Here is a 21,876-nt window from a genome sequence, read left to right as displayed (position 1 = left end):
CAGCCAGAAAGGCAATCCCATGAACCAACCCGTCGTCCTCCTGGTCCACGGCGCCTTCGCCGAGTCGGCCGGCTGGAACCGCGTCATCCAGCGCCTGCGCAGCAACCAGCTCACCACGGTCGCCGTGGCCAACCCGCTGCGCAGCGTGGAGGGCGATGCCACCTACCTGCGCGACGTGATCGACGGCATCGGCGGCCCTGTCGTCCTGGTCGGCCATTCCTACGGCGGCATGGTGATCAGCCAGGCGGCGGCGGGCAACCCGGCCGTGCGCGCCCTGGTCTACGTCGCCGCCTTCGCCCCCGAGCCCGGCGAGAGCGCGCTGCTGCTGTCGAGCAAGTTCGAGGGCAGCACGCTCGGCCAGGCGCTGCAGGCCTACCCGGTGGCCTCCGGCGGCAACGAGCTCCGCATCGACCCCGCGAAGTTCCACCGCCAGTTCTGCGCCGACCTCGACACCGAGGAGGCCGCGCTGATGGCCGCGACCCAGCGGCCGGTGACCGAGCGCGCCCTGTCCGACGGGCTCGCCGTCGACGAGGCGCCCTGGCGCACCATCCCGTCCTGGTTCGTCCACGGCGACAAGGACCTCAACATCCCGGCTGCCGCACTGCGCTTCATGGCCGAGCGCGCGGACTCGCGCGGCACCCGCGAGGTCGCCGGCGCCTCCCACGCGCTCGCGGCCTCCCAGCCCGACGCCGTGACAGCGACTATCCTCGACGCTGCCGACCACGCGCGAGGCTGATGAACCCCTGCCCAGGCCAACGGGCGAATCGATGTGGGGCACATGAACGCGAAATCCCCGGAACAGGCGGACGCTCTCGATCGAGCGGCGTCCGCCTTCATCGAGCTGCGCCCGCGGCTGTTCGGCATCGCCTACCGGATGCTCGGCAGCGCGGCCGAGGCCGAGGACATCGTCCAGGAGGCGTGGCTGCGCTGGCAGGACACCGACCGCGAGACCATCGAGAACCCGCCGGCCTTCCTGTCGCTGGTCACCACCCGGCTGGCCATCAACCTGGCCCAGTCCGCGCGCGTGCGGCGGGAGTCCTACATCGGCCCCTGGCTCCCGGAACCCGTGGACACCAGCCTGGACCCCACTGTCGGCGCCGAACGCGGCGAAGCGCTGGAGCTGGCCTTTCTGCTCCTGCTGGAGAGGCTCAATCCCACAGAGCGCGCCGCTTACGTCCTGCGCGAGGCCTTCGACTACCCCTATCCGCAGATAGGGGAGATCCTGCGGCTCACCACGGTCAACGTCAGGCAGATCGTGAGCCGAGCCCGCAGGCGCCTGACCGCCGTACGCCACGAGCCCATCGACCGGCTCGAGCACCGGCGCCTGCTGGAGACCTTCCTCGACGCCGCCCAGACGGGGAACGTCGGCGCACTGGAGAAGCTCTTCGCCGCCGACGTCGTCAGCTCCTCCGACGGCGACGGCATCAGGGGATCGGCCAAGTTCCCCGTGCTGGGCAGCGAGCGGGTGGCCAGGTTCGTGGCCGCGTTCTCGCCACGGTTCTGGCCGGGCACCGCCATCACGTGGGTCGAGATGAACGGCCTGCCAGGAGTGCTCGTCACCCGGGGCGGCAGCGGCGTGGCCCTGCTCGCCATCGAGGCCTCCGGCGAGGGGATCCACCACCTGCTGTGGATCCTCAACCCGGCCAAGATCGAGGCATTCGAGCGGTCTCGTAGCCGCACTGTCACAACGTAACGGGCTGTCCGGTCTTATCTGCCAACACCGAAGGAGGCGGCAGACCATGACCGAGGCGGGCGCCGAGTCGCTGGCGGAGATGCTCGACGAACGGCAGCACCTGCTCGAGATCGCCCTGTGGATGTTCGGCTCGGACACCACGGCCGACCACGTCGTCCAGGAGACCTACCGCCGCTGGTACGCCCTCGACCAGGAGGAACGCGCCGCCATCGCGGTGCCGCGCGCCTGGCTGACGCGGACAGCGGGCAGCATCTGCCTGGAGCTCCTCGCCGACCCCGAAACCGACCCTGACCACGTGCCCGGCGGTCCGGTCACCCCGGCCCAGCCCGTGCCGGGTCCGGCCTCGCACCAGGTCGGGTACGGCCAGGCGATGCTCGCCAGGCATGACCGGGTGGCTCGCAGGTTCGCCGCGGCCTGCCAGGCGGGCGACACCGAGGCGCTGCGGGAAGTCCTGGCCGCCGACGCGATGGTCGTCAGCGATGGCGGCGGCAAGGTGCGCGTCGCCGTACGGCCGACTTACGGTGCGGACGCGGCCGCGCGGGTCGTCACAGCGCTGCTGATCGACCAGCCCGGAACCGAGCTGGCCATCGGATCGGTGAACGGCAGGACGGGGCTCGTGCTGCGGCGGGCGGGCAAGGCCGTGGCGGTGGTCAGCGTGAGCGTGGCCGGAGCCGAGGTCACGGCGGTGTGGATAGTCCTCAACCCCGACAAACTCCAGCGTTGGCACTGAAGGGCATGCCGGTGAACGACCAGATCCTCTCCACGGACCACGACTACAACGGGGCGGAGTTCAAGCCGCTCTACTCCACGCGCGTCGCCGTGACCGGCGGCAGCTCCTCCCACGGGCGGGCCAGCGGCCACGCCAGGTCCGCCGACGGCACCCTCTCCCTGGAGCTGCGGATGCCCGACGAGCTCGGCGGCGACAACCCGGGGCCGAACCCCGAGCAGCTCTTCGCCGCCGGATACGCCGCCTGCTTCCACGGCGCGCTCAGCCTGCTGGCCAGGCGGCACCTGCTCGACCCGGCCGCGATCTCGGTGGAGGCCACCGTGGCCTTCGGCAGGGATCCCGCCGACGGCGGGTACCAGCTGCGCGCCGACCTCGTCGTCAACTGGCCTGGGGTGGACACGGCTGCGGCCGCCCCGCTGCTGGAGCAGGCGGCCGCGCTGTGCCCGTACGCGAAGATGACCCGGCAGGGCATCCCCGCCAGCATCAGCCTCGCCTCCTGACCATGCCTCACCCGGCCCGCCGTTCGCGGGTGGCGCGGATGCGGCGGCGCTCGTCAGGGGTGGTGCCGCCCCACATCCCGTCCGCCTCGCCGGTTTCGACGGCCCAGGTCAGGCACTGCACGCGCACCGGGCAGCCCTGGCAGATCCGCCGGGCGAGCGCGAGGTGCCAGGCGGGCAGGCCCTCCCAGGAGAACGGGAAGAAGAGCTCGGGGTCGCTGTCGAGGCAGGCCCCGCGGTCCGCCCAGCGCAGGGGCGTGATGGGTGCTGTGTTCATGGTCGCCACCTGAAGGGTTGGAGGTCTGGGGACCGGCGCGCGAGGAGCGGGCCGGTCCTGCCCGGTGTCAGCGGGTACCGCGGTCGGCGTCGACGATGGCGTCGGCGACGGCGCCGGGGTGACTGACCGAGATCGCGTGCGAGGACTTCACCTCGACGACGTGGGCCTTGGCGCGCTTGGCCATCCACCGCTGGCCGTTGGGATCGATGGCCTTGTCCTGGGTGGTGATGATCGCCCAGGTGGGGATCTTCTTCCACGCCGGGGAGCCGGACGTGCCGGAGTAGGCGGCCACGCCGAAGGGCCGCTGCTCGGCGGCCATCCTGCGGGCCTGGGACAGCGGCAGGTCGGCCGCGAACACCTTGGGGAAGCTGGCCTGCTTGATGTACAGGTCGACGCCCTTGCCCGCGGTGTCGGTGTAGGGACGCTGGTCCAGCGTGGCTGGGCCGAGCAGGCTGCCCGGGTACTTCTTCGGGTCCAGCACGGTCTGCGTGCTCTCGCCCTTGTCCAGCAGGAACGCCGCCACGTACACCAGCGCCTTGACGTTGGAGGCCTGGCGGGCGGCGTTGGTGATCACGCTGCCCCCGTAGGAGTGGCCGACCAGGATCACGTCGCCGTGCACGTTCCTGACGACGCTGGCGATGTAGGCGGCGTCACCCGACAGGCTGCGCAGCGGGTTGGCGGGCGCGATCACCGGGTACCCGCGCCGCTGCAGCCGGGCGACGACCCCGTCCCAGCTGCTGGCGTCGGCGAAGGCGCCGTGGACGAGCACCACCGTGGGCAGGCGGCGCGCGGAGCTGTCGGCCATGGCCGGGGTGGTGGACACCGCGACGGCGGCCAGGCCGAGAGCCGCGGCGGCACCCCGCCATGCGGTCGATCGACGAAGCATGAGAAAGCCTTTCGACAAGGAAATCAGGGCCGGCGACGCGCTGGTGCGATCCCCGTGGCCGCACCAGCGGTCGCTTTGCGTGCTCCACCGTTCCAGCCGCGCCCGTCGGGGACATCACACGAAGACTTGAGATCACCTTCCCGGCTTCGCGGGCTCGCGGCGGGGAGCGACGGTGGCGGCTTCATCCCGAATGTCAAGCATCCGTGCGATGTCGCCGGATCCCGCCCGGCGTTTGCTGGGGTCTCCGACTGACGCTGACTCTCGCTGGAGAAACGATGACGACCGTCTGCCAACGCCACCGGGACAAGGGCGAGTCGATGTTCGTCACCACTCGTCCCCGGCTGTTCGCCATCGCCTACCGCCTCCTCGGTGACGTGGGCGAGGCCGAGGACGTGGTGCAGGAAACCTGGCTCAGATGGGAGCGCGCCGACCGCTCGGTCGTCATCAACCCGCCCGCGTTCCTCGCGATCACCACCACCAGGCTCGCCCTGAACGTCGTCAAGTCCGCCAGGAAGCGCCGCGAGACGTACGCGGGTCCCTGGCTTGTCGAGTGGGGCGACAGCAGCGCGGGGCAGGAGGCGGCGGCCGAGCAGCACGAGGCCGTTGACGTGGCGGTCCGGCTGCTGCTGGAGAAGTTGACGCCCGCGGAACGCGCCGCCTACATCCTGCGCAAGGCCTTCGACTACCCCTACCGGCGCATCTCCGAGGTCCTGCACCTGGCCGAGGCCCACGCCCGTCAGCTCGTACGGCGAGCCCACGAGCGCCTGTCCACCGACCGCAGCCAGCCCGTCGACACCGCCACCTACCAGCAGCTCGTGCGGGCCTTCCTCGACGCGGCGCGCACCGGCGACCTCGGCGACCTGGAAGGGCTGCTCGCTGCCGACATCCCGCTGAGGAAGACCGCATGAGCGCCAAGGAAGAGGGCGGCCGCTTCCTTCGGTCTCGGAACCGCCGTCGCGCTTGTGGTCGGCTCGGTCATCGGGACGGGCGTGTTCGCCCTGCCGTCCGCGCCTGCCGCGTTCGGCCCGATCTCGCTGGTGGCGTTCGTGCTCGTCACGGCCGGCGCGACCGCGCCGGCGCTGATGTTCAGGTCGCCGGCCGACCGGCTGCCCGGCGCGGGCAGGCCCCCACGTCTACGCCCGCGACGCCGCCGCGGTGCTCGAAGGGAGGGCGGGAACCACCATCACCCGCCGTTCGCCAGGAACCGCAGCAGCTCGCGGTTGAAGCGCAGGGGGTGAGTGGCCTGACAACCGTGCGGCGCGCCCTGGATGACCTCCAGGGCGCTGCCCCCGACCAGCTCGCCGATGGCGGCCAGCGGGGCGATCTCGTCGTGCTCGCCGTGGATGACCAGTGCGGGCACGTCCATGGCGACCTCTCCGCGCAGGTCGCTGCGAGCCAGCGTGGCCAGCCCGGCGCCGAGCGCCCGCGGCGAGGCGGCCACGGCCTGGGCGCGGTAGTGGTCGCGGTGCTGCTCACTCAGCAGCACCTGCCCTTCGGCGCGGAACATCCGGGTGACGTACGCGTCGACCATGGCGAACCGGTCGGAGCTCAGCCGCGCCTGCAGCCGATCGAAGTCGGTGGCGCTCCACGGGCCCTGCGGGTTGTCGTAGGACCGGTACAGGTACGGCAGCGCCGCCCCCGCCAGCACGACCCGGCCGATCCCGGCGGTGCCGTACCTGCTGAGGTAGCGGACGATCTCTGCCGCGCCCATGCCGGCGCCCACCAGCGCGGGCTCCTCCAGGTCCAGCCGTTCCAGCACGGCGCGCAGGTCGCCGGCCAGGGTGTCGTAGTCATAGCCGTCCCACGGGCGGGAGGAGTCGCCGAACCCCCTGCGGTCGTAGGCGATCACCCGGTATCCGGCCTCCACCAGCGCGGGCAGTTGTGCCGCCCACATGTGCCTGGACAGGGGCCAGTCGTGCAGCAAGACCACGGGCCGGCCCTCACCGTAGTCCTCGTAGCAGAGCTCGACCGGATTGCGGCCGTCTTCGCCGATGGGCAGGTAGGCCATGAGGCCGTCTCCTCCTTTTCCGATGGGTCGCGGTTCAGCCGTCGTGCTCGACGACCAGCCGGGTCAGCTCCACGCGCGAGTTGACGTCCAGCTTGGTATAGGCATGCCGCAGGTGGGTGTTGACCGTGTGCGGCGACAGGAACAGCCGCTCGGCCACTTGCCGGTTGGTCGCGCCCTGCGCCACCAGCCGGACCACCTGCAGCTCGGCGGCGGTCAGGCTGTCCCAGCCGTGGGTGGCACCGGATTTGCGGCCGCGGCGGCGGATCCCGGCCTCGCGCAGGCGCTGCCGTACACGGGCCGCGTCGCGCTGTGCGCCGGCTTGTTCATACAGCTCCAGCGCGGTCCCCAGGTGGCTGACGGCCGCCCGCCGGTCCGTGGCCGCGAGCGCGCGGCCGACGTCCTCCAGCGCCGAGGCCCGCACGATAGGCCGCGGGAAGCCGGCGAACGTCTCGGCGGCTCGGGAGAGCATCGCCGCGTCGCCGTCGAGCAGGCCACAGGCGTGCTCGGCGACGGCGACGAGGAAAGGGAAGTCCGGATTGCGCCCAGCTCTGTCCTCGGCCACGCGCACCATGTCCGCGGCGGCCTCGCGGTCGCCCGCGCGCAGCGCCATGCGGACGAACACCACGTCGTCAGCCGAGTCCACCGGGGTGCTCGCGGCCGCGCCGCCCGGCACCGCCACCCGCGCGTACGCCATGGCGCGGGCCGGGTCGTTCTCGCCGTCGGACGCCAGCGCGAGCATCCAGGCGCCCGTCCTGGCCACCGACGGGGCCTCGTCGCCCGCCATCCTGCGGCCGTCGGAGACCAGGCGGGCGATGCCGGGCTGGTCGCCGGCGTACAGCGCGGCCCTGCCCAGGGCGTAGCGGGCGGTCAGGTCGGCGGCGTTACCCGCCTCCTGGCACTCCAGCACGGCCCCGGCCTCGGCACGGGCGTCGGCGAGCCGTCCCGCGTCGAGCAGGATGCGGGCGCGGTACATCGACCACAGGTTGACGATCGCCGGCTGGCTGTTCTCCCGCGCCCTGCGCAACCCGAGGTCGATCTCCTCGAGCCCGCGCAGCGACTCGCCCGCCGAGCTCCACAGAAAGCTCTGCCAGGAGGGCTCGGGGAGCCACAGCGAGTGCAGAATGCCCGCGTCGCCTGCCAGCCGTACGGCCTCGTCCTGGCGGTCCAAGGCGTGCCGCCAGTTCGTGCGGTGGGAGGCGAGGCTGGCCTCGACCGCCATCGCGGTGGCCTCGATGGCGCGGTTGCCACAGGAGGCGGCGGCGCGCAGCGCGGGACCGACCACGCGGCCGGTCTCCACGGTGTCGCCGGCCACGATCAGCGCGAGGGCCTGCAGGGTGAGCAGCTGCGCCCTGGTCGTCGGCGACAGCCCGGGCAAGGCCAGCGCAAGGCGGCACTGCCTGACGGCCTCGGCGAAGGAGCGCTGGCTCCACACTCTGGCCAGGCTGAGCCGGACCTGCGCCTCGGCCTCCGGGTCCAGCAGCCCGGCCAGGGCGTTGTCGGCGACCGACTGCGCCTCCAGGTCGTGGCCGTTCAGCCAGAGCAGGATGATCCGCTCGGCGACCAGCGCTGGGCGGTCGGGGTGGTCGGCCGGGGTCAGCTCCAGGGCGCGAGCGCTCAGCGTGGCCGCGGTGGCAGGGGCGGTGGGCGCCAGGTCGGTGGCGGCCCTGCGCAGCAGCGATACGGCCTCGTGGTCGCCCGGCTGGGCGACCTGGGCCAGGTCGGCGGCCACCTCCATGACCGCCGCGCCGCGCCGCAGGCGCACGTCGACGGCCTGGCGGCGGACCAGGTTCTTGAACGCGGCGGGCACGCTGATCCTGACGGCCTCGCGGACCAGCTCGTTGCGGAGCGCCAGCCGCCCGCCGGTGTCGGTCAGCAGGTCGGCGCCCACCGCCTCCTGCAGGGGGCCCATCAACTCGACGGGCGAGCACTTCAGCAGCTCGGCCAGGACCTCGACGTCGACGTCGCGGCCGAGCATGGCGGTGAAGCGGACGCTGTCGCGGGCCAGCTGCGAGAGCTGGTCCAGCCGATGCCTAACGGAGGAGCGAAAGCGCATCGGGATGCGCTCGGCGGCCCGCAGGTGCGCCATCCCGTTCCTGACGGTGACGGCGCCCTCCTCGCGGATCCCGTTCAGCAGCTCCACCAGCAGCAGCGGGCGGCCGTCGGCCTTGCGGGCCAGCTCCAGCAGCGCGGGCTCCGCCACGGCCTGCAGGATGTCCTGGGCCAGGAGCGCCACGGCCTCCGTCGACAGCGGCCGCAGCACGATCCGCTCCACCTGCCAGGCGCGCGCCGGGCCGCCCTGGTACTGCTCGCGCCCGGCCAACACCCACAGGATGGGCGCCCCGGACAGGCGGGCGGGCAGCGTGCGCAGCGCGCTGCGGGTTGCGGCGTCGCACCACTGGAGGTCGTCCATGATGATCACCAAGGGCGTCTCGGCCGCCGTCCGCGCCAGCTCGTGCTGCAGCTCCCGCAGCAGCCAGAACCGGTAGTCCTCTGCCTGGCTCAACGCCAGCAACTGCGCCCGCGCCACCAGCGGCGCTGGGCCGGACAGCAGCGCGTCAAGCAGCGAGGCCAGCGGGAAGGCGGGCCCGTCGGGCACACCCGCGCCCGCGTGGACGCGCAGCCCCGCAGCAGTGGACAGATCGGCGATCTCGGCCAGCAACCGCGACTTGCCCGCGCCCGGCGCGCCCTCGATCAGCACGGCGCCGCCCTGCCCTCGCCGCAGGGCGTGCAGCCGGTCACGCATGATCAGCAGCTCGGCATCCCTGCCGCGCAGCGGCAGCATGGGGAAGTCGGTGGCCGCCGGCAGGTCCTCGGAAAGCTCGGAGATGCCCGCTGTGGCTGTGCGGCTCATGTGCTCGTCCTTTCCGTGGAGGGCAGCTTCCACATCTGTCGGTTCCGGGGGTGCGCAGAACAATGCAAGCAAGTAGTTCAGTTTTGGACGAGGCAGAACGACAGGCAGAAGTTGCCGGTTCCGCCTTCCGCCTGACAGGGGGCGACGGTCGAACGACTTCGGTACGCTGCTGCGGGCCTACCGGCAGGCGACCGAGCTGACGATCGAGGAGCTCGCTGCCTGGAGCGAGGCGCTGTGCGCGGCTGCCTGTCGGGGCGAGCACGCCAAGGTCGTCGAGGCAGCTAAGGAGCTCGAGCAAGCTGGCCGTACCGTGAAAGATCGCACGATCGTGTGATGTGTCGCGCGGCCCACGGATGGCACGGTGCCATCACCCGCCTCCCACCCGGGGAGGCCGACCCCGGGGGGCAGGCATGGCTGTCTGGTTCGTCACGGGCGCTGCACGGGGCATCGGCCACGAGGTAGCCCGCGAGGCGCTCAGGCGCGGGCATCGGGTGGCCGCCGCCGGCCGCGACCTGACGACCGTCACGGCCGCCTTCGCCGGGGCCATCGGCGAGGTGCTCCCGCTCGAGCTGGACCCCTCCCACCCGGAGGCGGCCGTCGAGCAGGCGATGCGCCGCTTCGGCCGGATCGACGTGGTCGTCCACGACGCGGCCAGGACCGCCCGCGCCCCGCTGCGGGAGACGACGGACGCGCAGGCACGCGCCCTCTTCGACGCCAACGTGGTCGGGATGCTCGCCGTGACCCGTGCGGTGCTGCCGGTGCTGACCGCGCAGCAGACCGGGCGGATCATCGCGGTCGGGTCGGCGGCGGGCTTCTCCACCCCGGCGGGCTCCGGCCTGTACGGCGCGACGATGGCGGCCGTCGAGGCGCTGTGCGAGGCGCTGCGCGCGGAGCTGGACGACACCGGCGTCTGCACGACCGTCGTCGAGCTCGGCCGCTTCAGCATGCTGCCCGCGGCCTTCGACCGCGGCCCGCTCCCGCCGGGGGATCCGCGCAAGGCGGCCGCCGCGATCGTCGACCTGCTCGACGTCGACGACCCCCCGCTGCGGCTGCAGCTCGGCGCCGACGCCGTCGCCCGCGTCGAGGCCAAGCTCGAACGGGTGGCCCAGGAGCTCGACCAGTGGCGGCCGGTCTCGCTCAGCACCGGCGCCGATGAGTACCTTCCCGGGCAGAACGGCCACAGGCCAACGGAAGGCATGTGACACCTACGACACCCAGCGGAGGGCAGCGTGAACGCTCGCGAAACGAAGGCCGGCGCCGCGTCGGAGTTCGGCCAGTACCGGCTGCGCGGGCGGCAGTCGGAGGTCACCGCCCTGCGCGCCTGCCTGGCCGCGCTGTCGCGGGGGCGGGGCGCGACCGTGCTCATCCAGGGCAGCCCGGGCATCGGCAAGACCCGCATGCTCGCCGAGGCGCGCCACATGGCCGAGGAGGCAGGGCTCCGCGTCATCCACGGCGGGGGCGACCCTGACGCCCAGACCATCCCCTTCGGCGCCCTGCTCGGCGCCCTGCACACCGGCGGGGAGCGGATCCTCCCCGCCCAAGCCGTCCAGGCCGCTCCTGCGACCTCCTCCGGGCGTTACTGGCTGCTGCAGGAACTCCAGGAGTACCTGGAGCGCGCCGCGCTCGCCGCGCCGCTGGTGATCGCCATCGACGACCTCCAGTGGTGCGACGAGGGCACCCTGCTGGCCCTGCGAACGCTGCCGCAGCGCCTGTCCCCGCACCCCCTCGCCTGGATCCTGGCCGCCAGGACCGGGCCGCTCACCCCCGACGCGCGCGCCACGATCTCCGCGCTGAACCTGCCCGGCGGCCACCTGCTCACGCTGGCCCCGCTGGCGGGCAAGGCCGTCGCGGCGATGACGGGCGACCTACTCGCGGCCACCCCCGACCGCGGCATCCTGGAGCTCGCCCAGCAGGCCGAGGGCCGCCCGCTGCTGATCAACGAGCTGATCAACGGCGTGCTCGACGAGGGGGCGGTGACCGTCGCCGACGGCGTCGCGCGGCTGACCCACCGGCGCCTGCCGCTGCGCTTCCACGCCTCCGTCCAGCATCGTCTGGAGCAGGTGTCCCCGGCCGCCAGGAAGGCCGCGCAGATCGCCTCGGTCCTGGGCAGGACCGTCTCCCTCGACCAGCTCGCCGAGCTCACCGGCGAATCCGCCGTCGCGCTGCTCGAACCGCTGGACGAGCTGCTGATGGCCGACCTGCTGACCGAGAGCGACGGCGCGTTGGTGTTCAGCCACGACCTGATCCGCGAGGCGATCCAGGCGGCGCTGCCCGCGACGCTCCGCAAGGCGCTCCGCCGCCAGGCCGTGGACCTGCGGCTGGCCCAGGGGATCCCGGTCGTGCGGATCGCCGCCGACCTCGCGGAGACCGCCGAGCCCGGCGACGGCGCCGCCGTTGGGCTGCTCCGCCAGGCCGCCCGCGACCTGGCGATCGTCACACCGTCGGCCGCCGTGGAGATGAGCCGCCGCGCGATCGAGCTGTCGGCCCTCGACCCGATGCGCCAGGCGGGCCTCATCGCCGAGTCGCTGCCGCTCTTCACCAGGACGGGCCGCGTGGGCGAGGCCCTGGCGCTGGCCGAGACCGCGTTGCGCCGGCCGCTGCCCGTCGACGTCGAGGCAGGCATCCGGCTGGGCCTGGCGCTCGTGGCCGGCCAGCAGTCCTTCACCGAGGCCGTACGACACAGCCGCGCGGGCATCGCGCTCCCCGGCCTGCCACCCCGCACCCGGGCCCCGCTGATGTCCCTACTCGCCTTCAACCTGGCGCTCATCGACGCCGAGGAGATCGCCGAGGCGGAGGGCCTGCTCCCCGAGGCACTAGCCACCGCGGACCAGGCCGCCGACCTGGCCTCGCGCGCCACGCTGCTGGGCGTGAGCTCGATCGTGGCCGAGCACAGGCTCGACGTCCACCGCGCGCTCGACCTGGCCGGCCAGGCGGTCGCCGCCTCGCGCGACGCCCGCCGCACCGATGTGCTGTGGCTGCCGGGCGTCTGGAAGTCCCTCCTGCTCAGCATGCTGGGGCGGGTGGAGGAGGCGCTGGCCCAGGCCGACGACGGCGTGCGCAGGGCCAGGCACCACGGCCAGGCCGACCAGCTGCGGCTGTGGTGCATGGCACGCTGCCGCATCTACCTGGACGCGGGCAGGCTCGGAGACGCCAGGGCCGAGGCGGAGGCGGTCCTGGCCATGTCCGACGAGCTCGGGCCCGGCAACTTCGACGACATCACGGCCCGCTACGTGCTCGGCCGCGTCGCCCTGAACACCGGCGACCCTGAGGAGCTCGCGCGCGGCGAGGAGTTCGCCGCATCCATCATGCGGGTCGAGGCCGGGCAGATCCGGCGGGCGGGCGCCTGGCTCGCCGCCCAGGTCGCCGCGGAGGGTGGCGACCACGCGCGGGCCATGGAGCTGACAACCGAGGCCGCCGGGTCCTACCACAGGCCCGCCTCCGCGCTGTCCTGCCCGGCGGACCCGGCCGACGAGGTCGCCCTCGTCCGTCTGGCGCTGCGGGCGGGGGATCGCAGCCGGGCGGTCCTGGTCACCGAGTTCGCCGAGACCCGCCACCGCCTCAACGCCGACATCCCCATCTTCGCGGCCACCGCGCTGCACGCCCGCGCCCTCGTGGACGGCGACGACGCCCTGCTCGACCGCGCCGTCGAACTGTACGGGGACATCCCGCGGCCGCTCGTGCTCGCGGCGGCGCTGGAGGACACCGGCACGGTCGGCCACCTGGACACCGCCCTGCGGCTCTACGAGCAGGCCGAGGCCGAGCACGACGCCACCCGCGTCCGCGACCGCCTCAAGGGCCTGGGCGAGCGCCGCTCGCGCGCGGTGTCCGGCAGGCCGACCGCGGGCTGGGACAGCCTGACCGCCTCCGAGCTGCAGATCATCAGGCTCGTCGCGGGCGGCGCCACCAACAAGCAGGTCGCCGATCGGCTCTACCTGTCGCCGCACACGGTCAGCACGCACCTCTGGCACGCCTTCACCAAGCTCGGGGTCAGCTCGCGCGTCGAGCTCACCAGGCTCGTCCTCGAACACGAGGCCACCTGTCACAACTGAGGGGGCTGCCTTGTCTTAGCTGACGACAGGGGCGCACCACAGCGCCCCGAAAGCCAGAAGGGTGCCAACAATGAAAATCGTGGTGATCGGCGGGACCGGGCTCATCGGGTCGAAGCTGGTGAAGAAGCTGGGCGAGCACGGCCACGAGGCCGTGGCCGCGTCGCCGAACACCGGCGTCAACACGCTGACCGGCGAGGGCCTGGCCGAGGTGCTGAAGGGCGCCCAGGTCGTGATCGACGTGTCGAACTCGCCCTCGTTCGAGCGCGAGGCCGTCATGAAGTTCTTCCAGACCTCCACCGGCAACCTGCTGGCAGCCGAGGCGGCCGCGGGCGTGGGCCACCACGTCGCGGTGTCGATCGTGGGGACCGAGCGGATGCCGGAGAACGGCTACTTCGCGGCGAAGATCGCCCAGGAGAAGCTGATCGAGACGTCGGGCATCCCGTTCTCGCTGGTGCACTCCACCCAGTTCTTCGAGTTCGCCCGCGGCATCGCCGACGAGGGCACGGTCGACGGCAAGGTGCACATCGCGCCGGTGCTGTTCCAGCCGATCGCGGGCGACGACGTGGCCCAGGCGGTCGGCAGGACCGCGGTGGGGACGCCGCTGAACGGACGGATCGAGATCGCCGGACCGACCCAGTACAAGATGGACGAGTTCTTCCGCAAGGCGCTGGCCGCCTGGGGCGACACCCGCGAGGTCGTCACCGACCCGCAGGCGCGCTACTTCGGCAGCGTGCTCGGCGAGCGGTCGCTGGTGCCCGGTGACGGCGCGCAGCTCGGCACCATCACCTACAAAGACTGGCTCGACCAGTCCACCACGAAGTAGGGCCGGGCGATGGACAAGCCACGATCGACCGCGTGGCAGACGGCGCTGACCGTGCTGCAGGAGGCGCAGCCTCCGTTCATCCCCGAGGGCGCGCACGCGATGACCGTGGTCATCGAGTACCCGCCCGGAGACCCGGGCGCGCCGCCGCATCGCCACCCGGGTCCCGCCTTCGGCGTCGTCCTCGAGGGCGAGATGCTGATGGAGCTGGAAGGGGAGCCCGAGCGGGTGATCCGCGCCGGCGAGGCGTTCTGGGAGCCGGGTGGCGACGTCATCCACTACCAGGACGGCAACAATCGCGACGATGTCCCGGTACGGTTCACGGTCACCATGCTGTGCGAGCCGGGCAAGCCGATGTTCACGCTGGTGGAAGAGGCCGAGCTGGCCCAGCGCACGGACCGCCGCGCGCCACGCCCGTCCTGAACCCCGGCGAAGTACCCGCAGCGTGACGGCACCGGCTGCCGTCATCGCTGCCTGATCCCAGGATCGAACCAGGCCGCCGGCCCACCGGCCGGCGGTCCGATCCGCCATGCCAACAACCCGAGGTATGACACGAATGAACCACGAACGACCGGTTCGGATCGGCACGCTCGGCAGCCTCCGCGAGCACCTGCAGTGGGCGATCGAGCTGGAGCACGCGACGCTGCCGCCGTACCTGACCGCGCTGTACTCCCTCGACCCGGAGCGCAACCCGGCGGCCGTCGAGGTGGTGAGCGGCGTCTTCGTGGAGGAGATGCTGCACCTGGCGCTGGCGGCGAACCTGCTCAACGCCGTCGGCGGCACACCGCGCCTCGACATGCCGCAGATGCTGCCGCCGCACCCGCGCAAGCTGCCGCACAGCGATCTGGAGGTGTCGCTGGTGCCGTTCGGCGCGGAGGCGCTGGAGATGTTCCTGCGCCTGGAACAGCCGGCGGCACCGAGCGCGCCGCCGGAGGACGAGGGCTACGAGACGATCGGGCAGTTCTACGCGGCGATCGAGCAGGGGTTGCGCTACCTGTGCGACACGCTCGGCGAGAAGGAGGTCTTCTGCGGCGACCCGGCCCGGCAGGTGAGCGGCGCCCGCTTCCGTCACACCGCCGGATCGCTGTTCGCCGTCGAGGATCTGGAGTCCGCGCTCGGCGCGCTGAAGGAGATCGTCGAGCAGGGGGAAGGCAACGCCCGCGCCGAGGTGTGGGACGGTGACCAGGACGTCCTCCACCCCGAGCGGAAAGAGGTCGCCCACTACTACCGCTTCCAGGAGCTCAAGCTCGGCCGCCGTTACCAGCGGGGCGACACCCCGAAATCCGGGCCCACGGGGGAGGAGCTCGTGCTCGACCCGGCCGGTGTGCTCCCGATGCCGCCCAACCCGCGGCCCGCCGAGCCGGGCAGTGCCGTACGGGCGGCGCAGGATCTGTTCGACACCACCTACAGCACCCTGCTGAACCTGCTGGAGCAGGCATTCAACGGCGACCCGAAGCGGCTCACGGACGCCACCCGCACCATGTTCACGCTCAGGGCCCAGGCGCAGGCCCTGATGGCGCTGCCCGGCGGCGCCGGTCCCACCTTCGCCTACGTGCCGCCCGAAGCACGCAGCTGATCCATAGCGAAAGAAGGCACATCATGAACAAGCACATCCTCGAGCCCGCCGCCTGGGAGCTGGCGCAGGCCACCTCGAAGCCGCCGTTCCTGTACGAGCTCGGCCCCGAGGGCGCCCGCAAGGTCCTCGACGACCTGCAGGCCGCCCCGATCGCCAAGCCGGACGTGGACGAAAAGTGGATCGTCGTCCCCGCCGGGGTCGGCGACGTCCGGGTGCGGATCGTCAAGCCGGTCGGCTCGACGGGCACGCTCCCCGTCGTCCTGTACGTGCACGGCGGCGGCTGGGTCATCGGCAACGCGGGCACCCACGACCGGCTCGTGCGCGAGCTCGCAGTCGGCGCGGGCGCGGCCGTCGTCTTCGTCGAGTACGACCGCTCGCCCGAGGCCCGCTACCCGGTGGCCCTCGAGCAGGCTTACGCCACCGCCCAGTGGATCGTCAAGTCCGGCGCCGAGGAGGGGCTGGACCCCTCCCGGCTGGCCGTCGCGGGCGACTCGGTCGGAGGCAACATGACCGCGGCGCTGACCATCACGGCCAAGCAGCGCGGTGACGTGCATTTCGTGCACCAGTCCCTGTACTACCCCGTCACCGACGCCGGCCAGGACACCGACAGCTACCGCGAGTTCGCCGACGGGCCGTACCTGACGGCCAAGGCGATGGCCTGGTTCTGGGACGCCTACACCACCGACCCCGCCCAGCGCGCCGAGATCACCGCCTCGCCGCTGCGCGCCTCCCTGGCCGACCTCGAGGGCCTGCCGCCCGCGTTCGTCGTCGTCGACGAGAACGACGTGCTGCGTGACGAGGGCGAGGCCTACGCCCGCAAGCTGATCGCGGCCGGGGTGCCCACCTCCAGCGTCCGCTACAACGGCACGCTGCACGACTTCATGATGCTCAACCCCGTCCGCGCCACCGAGGCCACCAGCGCCGCCATGGCCCAGGCCATCGACGTCCTCAAGACCGCCTTGAAAGCCGGAGAGTCTCGGTGAGAATCGGCGCCGGTGTTGTCGACTACGTGCTGATCTCGGTCTACTTCGCGGTGGTCCTGCTGATCGGGGTGGCCGCGCGCAGGAGAGTCTCCGGCAGCCTCGACTTCCTGCTCTCGGGGAGGTCGTTGCCCGCCTGGATCACCGGGCTCGCCTTCATCTCGGCCAACCTCGGCGCAGTTGAGATCACGGGATGTCGGCCAACGGCGCCGAGTACGGCATGCCGACCATGCACTACTACTGGATCGGCGCGCGATCTGCAACCCGAAAGGCCAGTACGGCGCTGCCAAGATACGGGCGGCATTCGGCGATCCAGACGACGAAGAGGTCCCAACGAAATGGCGACTTCCGTGGCCTTCTCGGCATCGACTTCCTGGAACCCGGGTAGCCCCATCCACTGCACGTCAGTGATCACGCAGACCACGTTGCAACGGTATGAACTGGGCGTGAGCGCTCTCCGGGGTGGCCTGCGGGTCCCCGGCGGATCCGGTGGATCTCGCCGGCTCTGATGGGCCGCGGGATGAAGAATTCGTACCCGCGTGGATCCGACTAGGCGGCGATTAGCGCAGCGGCTTCGGTATGACCCGCGTGTGGGTGACCGAGGCGGGAGACCGCTTCCACGCATCGAAAGACTGCATGGCTATGAACGTGAGAACGCCCCTGGAGCGAACCGGTTCGATGCTTTCGAAAATTGTCCGGTCAATGTTCAGGAAGTTTCGAGGAGCGTTTGGAAGCAGTGCGGCCGGGGCCGGGCAGGGTTGGATCCAACCTCATAGTTTTCTGGGAAACTCGGCGTCGGCCAGGCGTAGCATGTTTGCTGCCCTGAAACTTTCAGTACGTTTCCGGGTGAACGATGCGATACGTGCCAGCAAGGCAGGCAAGAGTTCGCCGCTCGTCCGACAGAGGAGCGAGCCACGCCTTGACGGGACCTGCACGCCTCGTATTTGCTCCGTCGCACCCCCACCCATCGGCGGAGGGCAGGCCCGGCGGAGCGATGTTACCGATAACACAATGCTTCCGTCACGCCTCCAGCCGCCGCCAGGTCTGCACGGATGAGAGGACTGATCAACCTCATGTTGACGCTAACCGAGGCCCTGGTGCCGCCCCTCTCCGCAGTGCCACCGGCAGGTGAGTGATGTTGCGGCGTAAATCCGTCTTCGCCGCTGTCATAGTCGCGGCGCTTCTCGTGGTGGCCACCGGTGGTACGGCGCTGAGCAGCAGCGAAACCACGTCACGCGCGGCGAGCGCCGCCGCGGCGACGCCAGGATGCGGCAAGACTCCAACGCTCAGAAGTGGTGCGCAGTCGATTCAGAGCGGCGGCCGGTCTCGCTCCTTCATCCTGAGGATTCCCGACAACTACAACAACAACAACCCCTACCGGTTGATCTTCGGGTTCCACTGGAACGGCGGCACCGCCAACGACGTCGACTCAGGCGGGAGCAGCGGATTCACCTGGTCCTACTACGGGCTCAGGCAACTGGCGAACAACACCGCGATCTTCGTCGCCCCCCAGGGCCTGAACAACGGCTGGGCCAATTCCGGCGGCCAAGACCTGACCTTCGTCGACGACATGATCAGGTTGATCGAAGCGGACCTGTGTGTCGACACCACGCAGCTGTTCGCCGGAGGCTTCAGCTACGGCGGCGGCATGAGTTACGCCCTGGCCTGCGCCCGGGCGACGGTCTTCCGCGCGGTCGCGGTCTACTCAGGCGGACAGCTCAGCGGATGCAGCGGCGGCACCCAGCCCATCGCCTACATCGGGCTACACGGCCTCAGGGACAACGTACTCAACATCTCGCTGGGCCGGTCGCTGCGCGACACGTTCGTCAGGAACAACGGTTGCACCGCCCAAAACCCGCCCGAGCCGGCACAGGGCAGCCTGACGCACGTTGTCACCGCCTACTCGGGATGCCGATCCGGGTACCCGGTCGTATGGGCGGCGTTCGACGGGGGGCACACCCCCGGCCCAGTGGACGGGTCCACCGCCGACGACGGCGCACGGACCTGGACCAAGGGAGTGGTGTGGAACTTCTTCAACCAGTTCCAGAGCACGAACGACACCACTCCGCCGACCGCTCCGGGCACTCCCGCCGTCTCCAACGTGACCGCTACCAGCGCCACCCTGACCTGGACGGCATCCACCGACCAGGGCGGCTCCGGCCTGGCCGGCTACAACGTCTACCGGGAGCAGGGCGCCACCGACCCGCTACTCGGCCAGTCCACCACCAACTCGATCACCCTGACCGGGCTGACCGCCGAAACCCAATACCAGGTCTACGTACGAGCACGGGACGGCGCGGGCAACTTGTCGGCCAACTCCGCGTTCGTCACGTTCACCACGGCCTCCACCGGAGGCGACATCACACCACCGACCGCCCCGGCCGGGCTGGCGGCCTCCGGCACCACCGCCGGGAGCACTAACCTTTCCTGGACCGCTTCCACTGACGACGTCGGGGTGACCGGCTATGACATCCTGCGCGCACCCGGTGCCACCGGCGGCACCTTCGCCCAGGTCGGCACCTCGGCCACGACCTCGTTCGGCGACACGGGCCTGACCCCGAGCACCACCTACCGTTACCAGGTCCGCGCGCGGGATGCCGCCGGCAACGTCTCGCCGGTGTCCGACACGGTCCAGGTCACCACCACCGGCGGCGGCGCCGGAGCCTGCACGGCCACGCCGACCGTGCAGACCCAGTGGGGTTCGGGCTATGTGATCCAACCGCTGACCATCACCAATACCAGTACCTCGACGATCACCAGTTGGACGGTCACCTTCACGCTCCCGGCCGGGCACACGCTGACCGGCTCGTGGAACGCCACCGTCACCACCAGCGGGCAGACCGTCACGGCCAAGAGCGTGAGCCATAACGGCACGTTGGCCCCCGGAGCCAGCACCACCAGCTTCGGCTTCCAGGCCAGCCGTCCCGACGGCAACACGGCCCTGCCATCCGGATACACCTGCACCAGCGCGTAAACGCCATTCAAGGCCGCCCACACCGGCACCCGCCGGTATGGGCGGCCCCATCGCGCGAGCAGCGCGGCATTGCCGCTCAAGCGCGGGGACGATGGACGCGCCTGCTCTCCTGCCACCCCTCGCGCAGCAACGCCACCAGACCTTTCCGGAACCTGTCAAACCAGATGAGACGTCAGGCTACTTGTGTGGTTCTGGAGTGTCGTTCTGCAGCGTGGTGGGTGGCTGGTTGATCCACACCTTGGTCGGTAGTGCCGGCGGGTAGGGGCGTCGGCCGCGGAACACACCCGCGCTCAGCCGTCACTGGGTGGGTGGGCAGGTGTGGAGCGTGAGTCGTAGGCCCGCTGCCGGGCGACGATGTCGTCGGCGTGTTCGACCGCCCAGGTGTAGAGGTGAGAGAACGCAGCGACTCGCCGAGTGGCGTCAGCGAGTACTCCACCCTACGGGCGAGGTCGGCAGGACGCGGCGTTCGATCATGCCGTTGCGTTCCAGGCGGCGCAGGGTATGGGTGAGCACGCGCTGGGTGACTCCTTCGAGCCGGCGCTTGATCTGGTTGAACCGTTTCGGCTCGGCCAGCACCGCCATCGTCATCATCGACCACTTGTCCGCGATCTGGTCGAGGATCGGTCGTGTCGGGCAGTCGGCGCGGAAGACCCACTCCGGCTCGCTCGTATCGGTCACCTAGGTATCCTCCGCGAGGCTTGAGATGCCAAAAGTGCGTTATTGACGCCCCTCGGCGATCACCCAACCATAGGTATACATCAGATACCTAGCGGCGCGGCAGCCACGTCGTATTGCCGTCGCCGCCTCCGGATAGGAGTCCCCCGGCGTGAGCCAGCCCACCTTCGCCACCCTGCACGTGACGCGCGACCGCGGCGTCGTCAAGGTCGTCATCGACAACCCACCCGTGAACGTTCTCAGCCTGGCGATGATGGCCGACCTGATGACGCTGCTGACCACGTTGCGGGAGGACGAGACGGCCAAGGTCGTCGTGTTCGAGAGCGCCGATCCGGAGTTCTTCATCGCCCACGTCGACATGACGCTCGTAGACGACGAGGACGCCGCCGCCGACCCGACAGCCGGGGCGCCGGCCGGGCTCAACGTCTTCCAGGCACTCGGCGAGGCTCTGCGCACCCAGCCCCAGGTGACGATCGTCAAGCTGACCGGGATGGCTCGTGGTGGAGGGGCCGAGTTCGTCGCGGCGGCCGACATGAGTTTCGCGGCGATCGGCCGGGCCGGGCTCGGCCAGATGGAGGTGCTGGGCGGCATCGTGCCCGGTGGCGGCGGCACGCAGTACCTGCTGAACCGGGCGGGCCGCAACCGCGCTCTGGAGATCGTCCTGGGTGCGGAGCTGTTCGACGCGCAGACGGCCGAACGTTACGGCTGGATCAATCGCGCGCGGGTGTGCGGTGCCGCCGTCGGCGAGCGTTCCGTCTCGGGCCAAGGTCGGCTCCAGGAACACCTGGGCCGGTTGGGGAGCAACGGGCGCGACGAGACGGTGTTGGTTCGGCATCTGGCGTGCCGCCTGTCTCCGGCGTGAAGGACCGGCTACGACCGAGGCGATGTCAACGCGGCTGCCGACATGCGGAAAGTCTCAGGCCAGACCAGCCTACGCCTAGCTGTGCCGGAAAGGATGCCGCACCGTGCCGGAGGCGTGAGTGATCGCGTCGGGGAAGTCCGGGAGGGCAGCGGCGGTGGAGCTGGCAGATCTGGACATGCTCCATGCCTCACGGGGCGCGGTCGAGGAGCGGTTGCCACGCTCGACGGTCCTGTTGGGCGCTGAAGGGCTGAACGAGCGCCGGCCGAAGAGCGCGACCTTGTCACAGCTTCACGAGCTTGGCGTACGGCGCGGCTATGCGGTACGTCTCAGTGCCGAAATCGACGAGAACGGCAACATCCTGCTCAACCGCGATGACCCGACCGAGGCCGTATTTGTCGTGGCTCGCCCGATCTCCTGCCACAAAGTGCTCGACAGGGGGCAGGGGAACGTCCGGAACGTTGAAGGGACTGTTAGGCAAGGGTCGCCGGGGCACGGCTTGGGGCCTCATGGTCTCAGTATGCGCCCTGTCAGTGACTAAATGGACATGCATTGTGTGAAATATGGGCGGTCCGCGAACGTCTCCCCGGCTCGGCCCTTGCACGCTGGTTCCTAGGAGGACGTTCCGTACCGTGTTCTCGCCCCGGGGCCGGAGGCCGGAGCGGAGTGTTCGCGCTCATCCTGACCTTCGCAGAGATCGAAGCCGTCACACTGCAGGTCGCGCCGCCAGGTGCTGGACCCGGCCAGCCGGCGCGATCGGCATTCTGGCTGGTCAGCCGGCCGAGACGTTCGGACACGCCGCCACGCCCTGACGCAGGTCGCCGGGCGCGCTGTCTGTGGTGAAGACGAGCCCGGTGCCGTCCACCGTCACCTTGACGACGTGCCCCGGCCGGAGCTCGCCGTACAGGATCTTCTCCGACAGCGAGTCCTCGAGCTCTCGCTGGATCGTACGGCGGAGCGGACGGGCGCCCATGACCGGGTCGTAGCCCCGGTCGGCCAGCAGC

20 protein-coding genes are annotated in these 21,876 nt (G+C 71.1%); 14 read left to right on the top strand and 6 right to left on the bottom strand.

Annotated features, from left to right (window positions below):
- Positions 1-19 precede the first annotated feature (19 nt).
- Genes ACFKCF_RS48005 through ACFKCF_RS47990 form a run of 4 tightly spaced genes read left to right on the top strand, consistent with a single transcriptional unit; the run spans position 20 to position 2,920 of the window.
- Positions 20-736: an alpha/beta fold hydrolase gene (locus tag ACFKCF_RS48005; protein ID WP_394502196.1), complete on the top strand. Its 717-nt coding sequence runs from the start codon at positions 20-22 to the stop codon at positions 734-736.
- Between the two features lie 42 nt (positions 737-778).
- Positions 779-1,693, top strand: coding sequence for an RNA polymerase sigma-70 factor (locus ACFKCF_RS48000; RefSeq protein WP_394502194.1), 915 nt, complete (start codon positions 779-781; stop codon positions 1,691-1,693).
- A gap of 46 nt (positions 1,694-1,739) precedes the next feature.
- Complete coding sequence (locus ACFKCF_RS47995; RefSeq protein ID WP_394502192.1) at positions 1,740-2,423, top strand: hypothetical protein; 684 nt, start codon at positions 1,740-1,742, stop codon at positions 2,421-2,423.
- Positions 2,414-2,920, top strand: a complete 507-nt coding sequence (locus ACFKCF_RS47990; RefSeq protein ID WP_394502190.1) for an Ohr family peroxiredoxin — start codon at positions 2,414-2,416, stop codon at positions 2,918-2,920. The genes ACFKCF_RS47995 and ACFKCF_RS47990 overlap by 10 nt, the downstream gene beginning before the upstream one ends.
- 7 nt (positions 2,921-2,927) lie before the next feature.
- Here ACFKCF_RS47990 and ACFKCF_RS47985 read toward each other — a convergent pair whose 3' ends face one another.
- Both ACFKCF_RS47985 and ACFKCF_RS47980 read right to left on the bottom strand, forming a co-directional pair.
- Positions 2,928-3,194: a WhiB family transcriptional regulator gene (locus ACFKCF_RS47985; RefSeq protein ID WP_394502189.1), complete on the bottom strand. Its 267-nt coding sequence runs from the start codon at positions 3,192-3,194 to the stop codon at positions 2,928-2,930.
- A gap of 67 nt (positions 3,195-3,261) precedes the next feature.
- Positions 3,262-4,080, bottom strand: coding sequence for an alpha/beta fold hydrolase (locus ACFKCF_RS47980; RefSeq protein WP_394502187.1), 819 nt, complete (start codon positions 4,078-4,080; stop codon positions 3,262-3,264).
- Positions 4,081-4,355: 275 nt separating this feature from the next.
- Here ACFKCF_RS47980 and ACFKCF_RS47975 point away from each other — a divergent pair, with 275 nt between their 5' ends.
- Positions 4,356-4,988 carry a sigma-70 family RNA polymerase sigma factor gene (locus ACFKCF_RS47975; protein ID WP_394502184.1) on the top strand — a complete coding sequence of 211 codons (633 nt, stop codon included), beginning with the start codon at positions 4,356-4,358 and terminating at the stop codon, positions 4,986-4,988.
- A 275-nt stretch (positions 4,989-5,263) separates the two neighbouring features.
- Here the strand turns inward: ACFKCF_RS47975 and ACFKCF_RS47970 are convergent, their stop codons facing one another.
- Together ACFKCF_RS47970 and ACFKCF_RS47965 are read right to left on the bottom strand one after the other, a co-directional pair.
- Entirely contained in the window at positions 5,264-6,088 is an 825-nt protein-coding gene (locus ACFKCF_RS47970) for an alpha/beta fold hydrolase (RefSeq protein ID WP_394502182.1), read from the bottom strand.
- A gap of 34 nt (positions 6,089-6,122) precedes the next feature.
- A complete protein-coding gene (locus tag ACFKCF_RS47965; RefSeq protein WP_394502180.1) occupies positions 6,123-8,939 on the bottom strand; it encodes a helix-turn-helix transcriptional regulator in 2,817 nt (938 codons plus the stop codon).
- A gap of 410 nt (positions 8,940-9,349) precedes the next feature.
- Here ACFKCF_RS47965 and ACFKCF_RS47960 point away from each other — a divergent pair, with 410 nt between their 5' ends.
- The 7 genes from ACFKCF_RS47960 to ACFKCF_RS47930 all read left to right on the top strand — a co-directional run bounded on the left by ACFKCF_RS47960 (position 9,350) and on the right by ACFKCF_RS47930 (position 19,338).
- Positions 9,350-10,141: an SDR family NAD(P)-dependent oxidoreductase gene (locus ACFKCF_RS47960; RefSeq protein ID WP_394502178.1), complete on the top strand. Its 792-nt coding sequence runs from the start codon at positions 9,350-9,352 to the stop codon at positions 10,139-10,141.
- A 27-nt stretch (positions 10,142-10,168) separates the two neighbouring features.
- The gene (locus ACFKCF_RS47955) at positions 10,169-12,988 is read left to right on the top strand and encodes an AAA family ATPase (protein ID WP_394502176.1); all 2,820 of its coding nucleotides are present in this window, start codon (positions 10,169-10,171) and stop codon (positions 12,986-12,988) included.
- A gap of 70 nt (positions 12,989-13,058) precedes the next feature.
- Entirely contained in the window at positions 13,059-13,811 is a 753-nt protein-coding gene (locus ACFKCF_RS47950; RefSeq protein WP_394502174.1) for an SDR family oxidoreductase, read from the top strand.
- A 9-nt stretch (positions 13,812-13,820) separates the two neighbouring features.
- Positions 13,821-14,231: a cupin domain-containing protein gene (locus ACFKCF_RS47945; protein ID WP_394502172.1), complete on the top strand. Its 411-nt coding sequence runs from the start codon at positions 13,821-13,823 to the stop codon at positions 14,229-14,231.
- A 133-nt stretch (positions 14,232-14,364) separates the two neighbouring features.
- Positions 14,365-15,384 (top strand): ferritin-like protein, encoded by a 1,020-nt coding sequence (locus ACFKCF_RS47940; protein ID WP_394502170.1) that lies wholly within the window; start codon positions 14,365-14,367, stop codon positions 15,382-15,384.
- Positions 15,385-15,407: 23 nt separating this feature from the next.
- Positions 15,408-16,367 (top strand): alpha/beta hydrolase, encoded by a 960-nt coding sequence (locus tag ACFKCF_RS47935; RefSeq protein ID WP_394502169.1) that lies wholly within the window; start codon positions 15,408-15,410, stop codon positions 16,365-16,367.
- 1,132 nt (positions 16,368-17,499) lie between these two features.
- Positions 17,500-19,338 carry a fibronectin type III domain-containing protein gene (locus ACFKCF_RS47930; protein WP_394502167.1) on the top strand — a complete coding sequence of 613 codons (1,839 nt, stop codon included), beginning with the start codon at positions 17,500-17,502 and terminating at the stop codon, positions 19,336-19,338.
- A gap of 420 nt (positions 19,339-19,758) precedes the next feature.
- Here the strand turns inward: ACFKCF_RS47930 and ACFKCF_RS47925 are convergent, their stop codons facing one another.
- Positions 19,759-20,016, bottom strand: coding sequence for a winged helix-turn-helix transcriptional regulator (locus ACFKCF_RS47925; protein ID WP_394502165.1), 258 nt, complete (start codon positions 20,014-20,016; stop codon positions 19,759-19,761).
- A 148-nt stretch (positions 20,017-20,164) separates the two neighbouring features.
- Between ACFKCF_RS47925 and ACFKCF_RS47920 the strand changes: the two genes are divergently transcribed.
- Both ACFKCF_RS47920 and ACFKCF_RS47915 read left to right on the top strand, forming a co-directional pair.
- Complete coding sequence (locus ACFKCF_RS47920; protein WP_394502164.1) at positions 20,165-20,875, top strand: enoyl-CoA hydratase/isomerase family protein; 711 nt, start codon at positions 20,165-20,167, stop codon at positions 20,873-20,875.
- 154 nt (positions 20,876-21,029) lie between these two features.
- Positions 21,030-21,413 carry a hypothetical protein gene (locus tag ACFKCF_RS47915; RefSeq protein WP_394502162.1) on the top strand — a complete coding sequence of 128 codons (384 nt, stop codon included), beginning with the start codon at positions 21,030-21,032 and terminating at the stop codon, positions 21,411-21,413.
- Between the two features lie 231 nt (positions 21,414-21,644).
- Here the strand turns inward: ACFKCF_RS47915 and ACFKCF_RS47910 are convergent.
- Positions 21,645-21,876 (bottom strand): hypothetical protein (locus tag ACFKCF_RS47910; protein WP_394502160.1); only part of this gene is annotated, 232 nt, incomplete at its 5' end.

Source organism: Nonomuraea sp. JJY05, from assembly GCF_043496855.1.
Classification (GTDB): Bacteria; Actinomycetota; Actinomycetes; order Streptosporangiales; family Streptosporangiaceae; genus Nonomuraea.
This window is presented reverse-complemented; position numbering and strand designations above follow the sequence as displayed.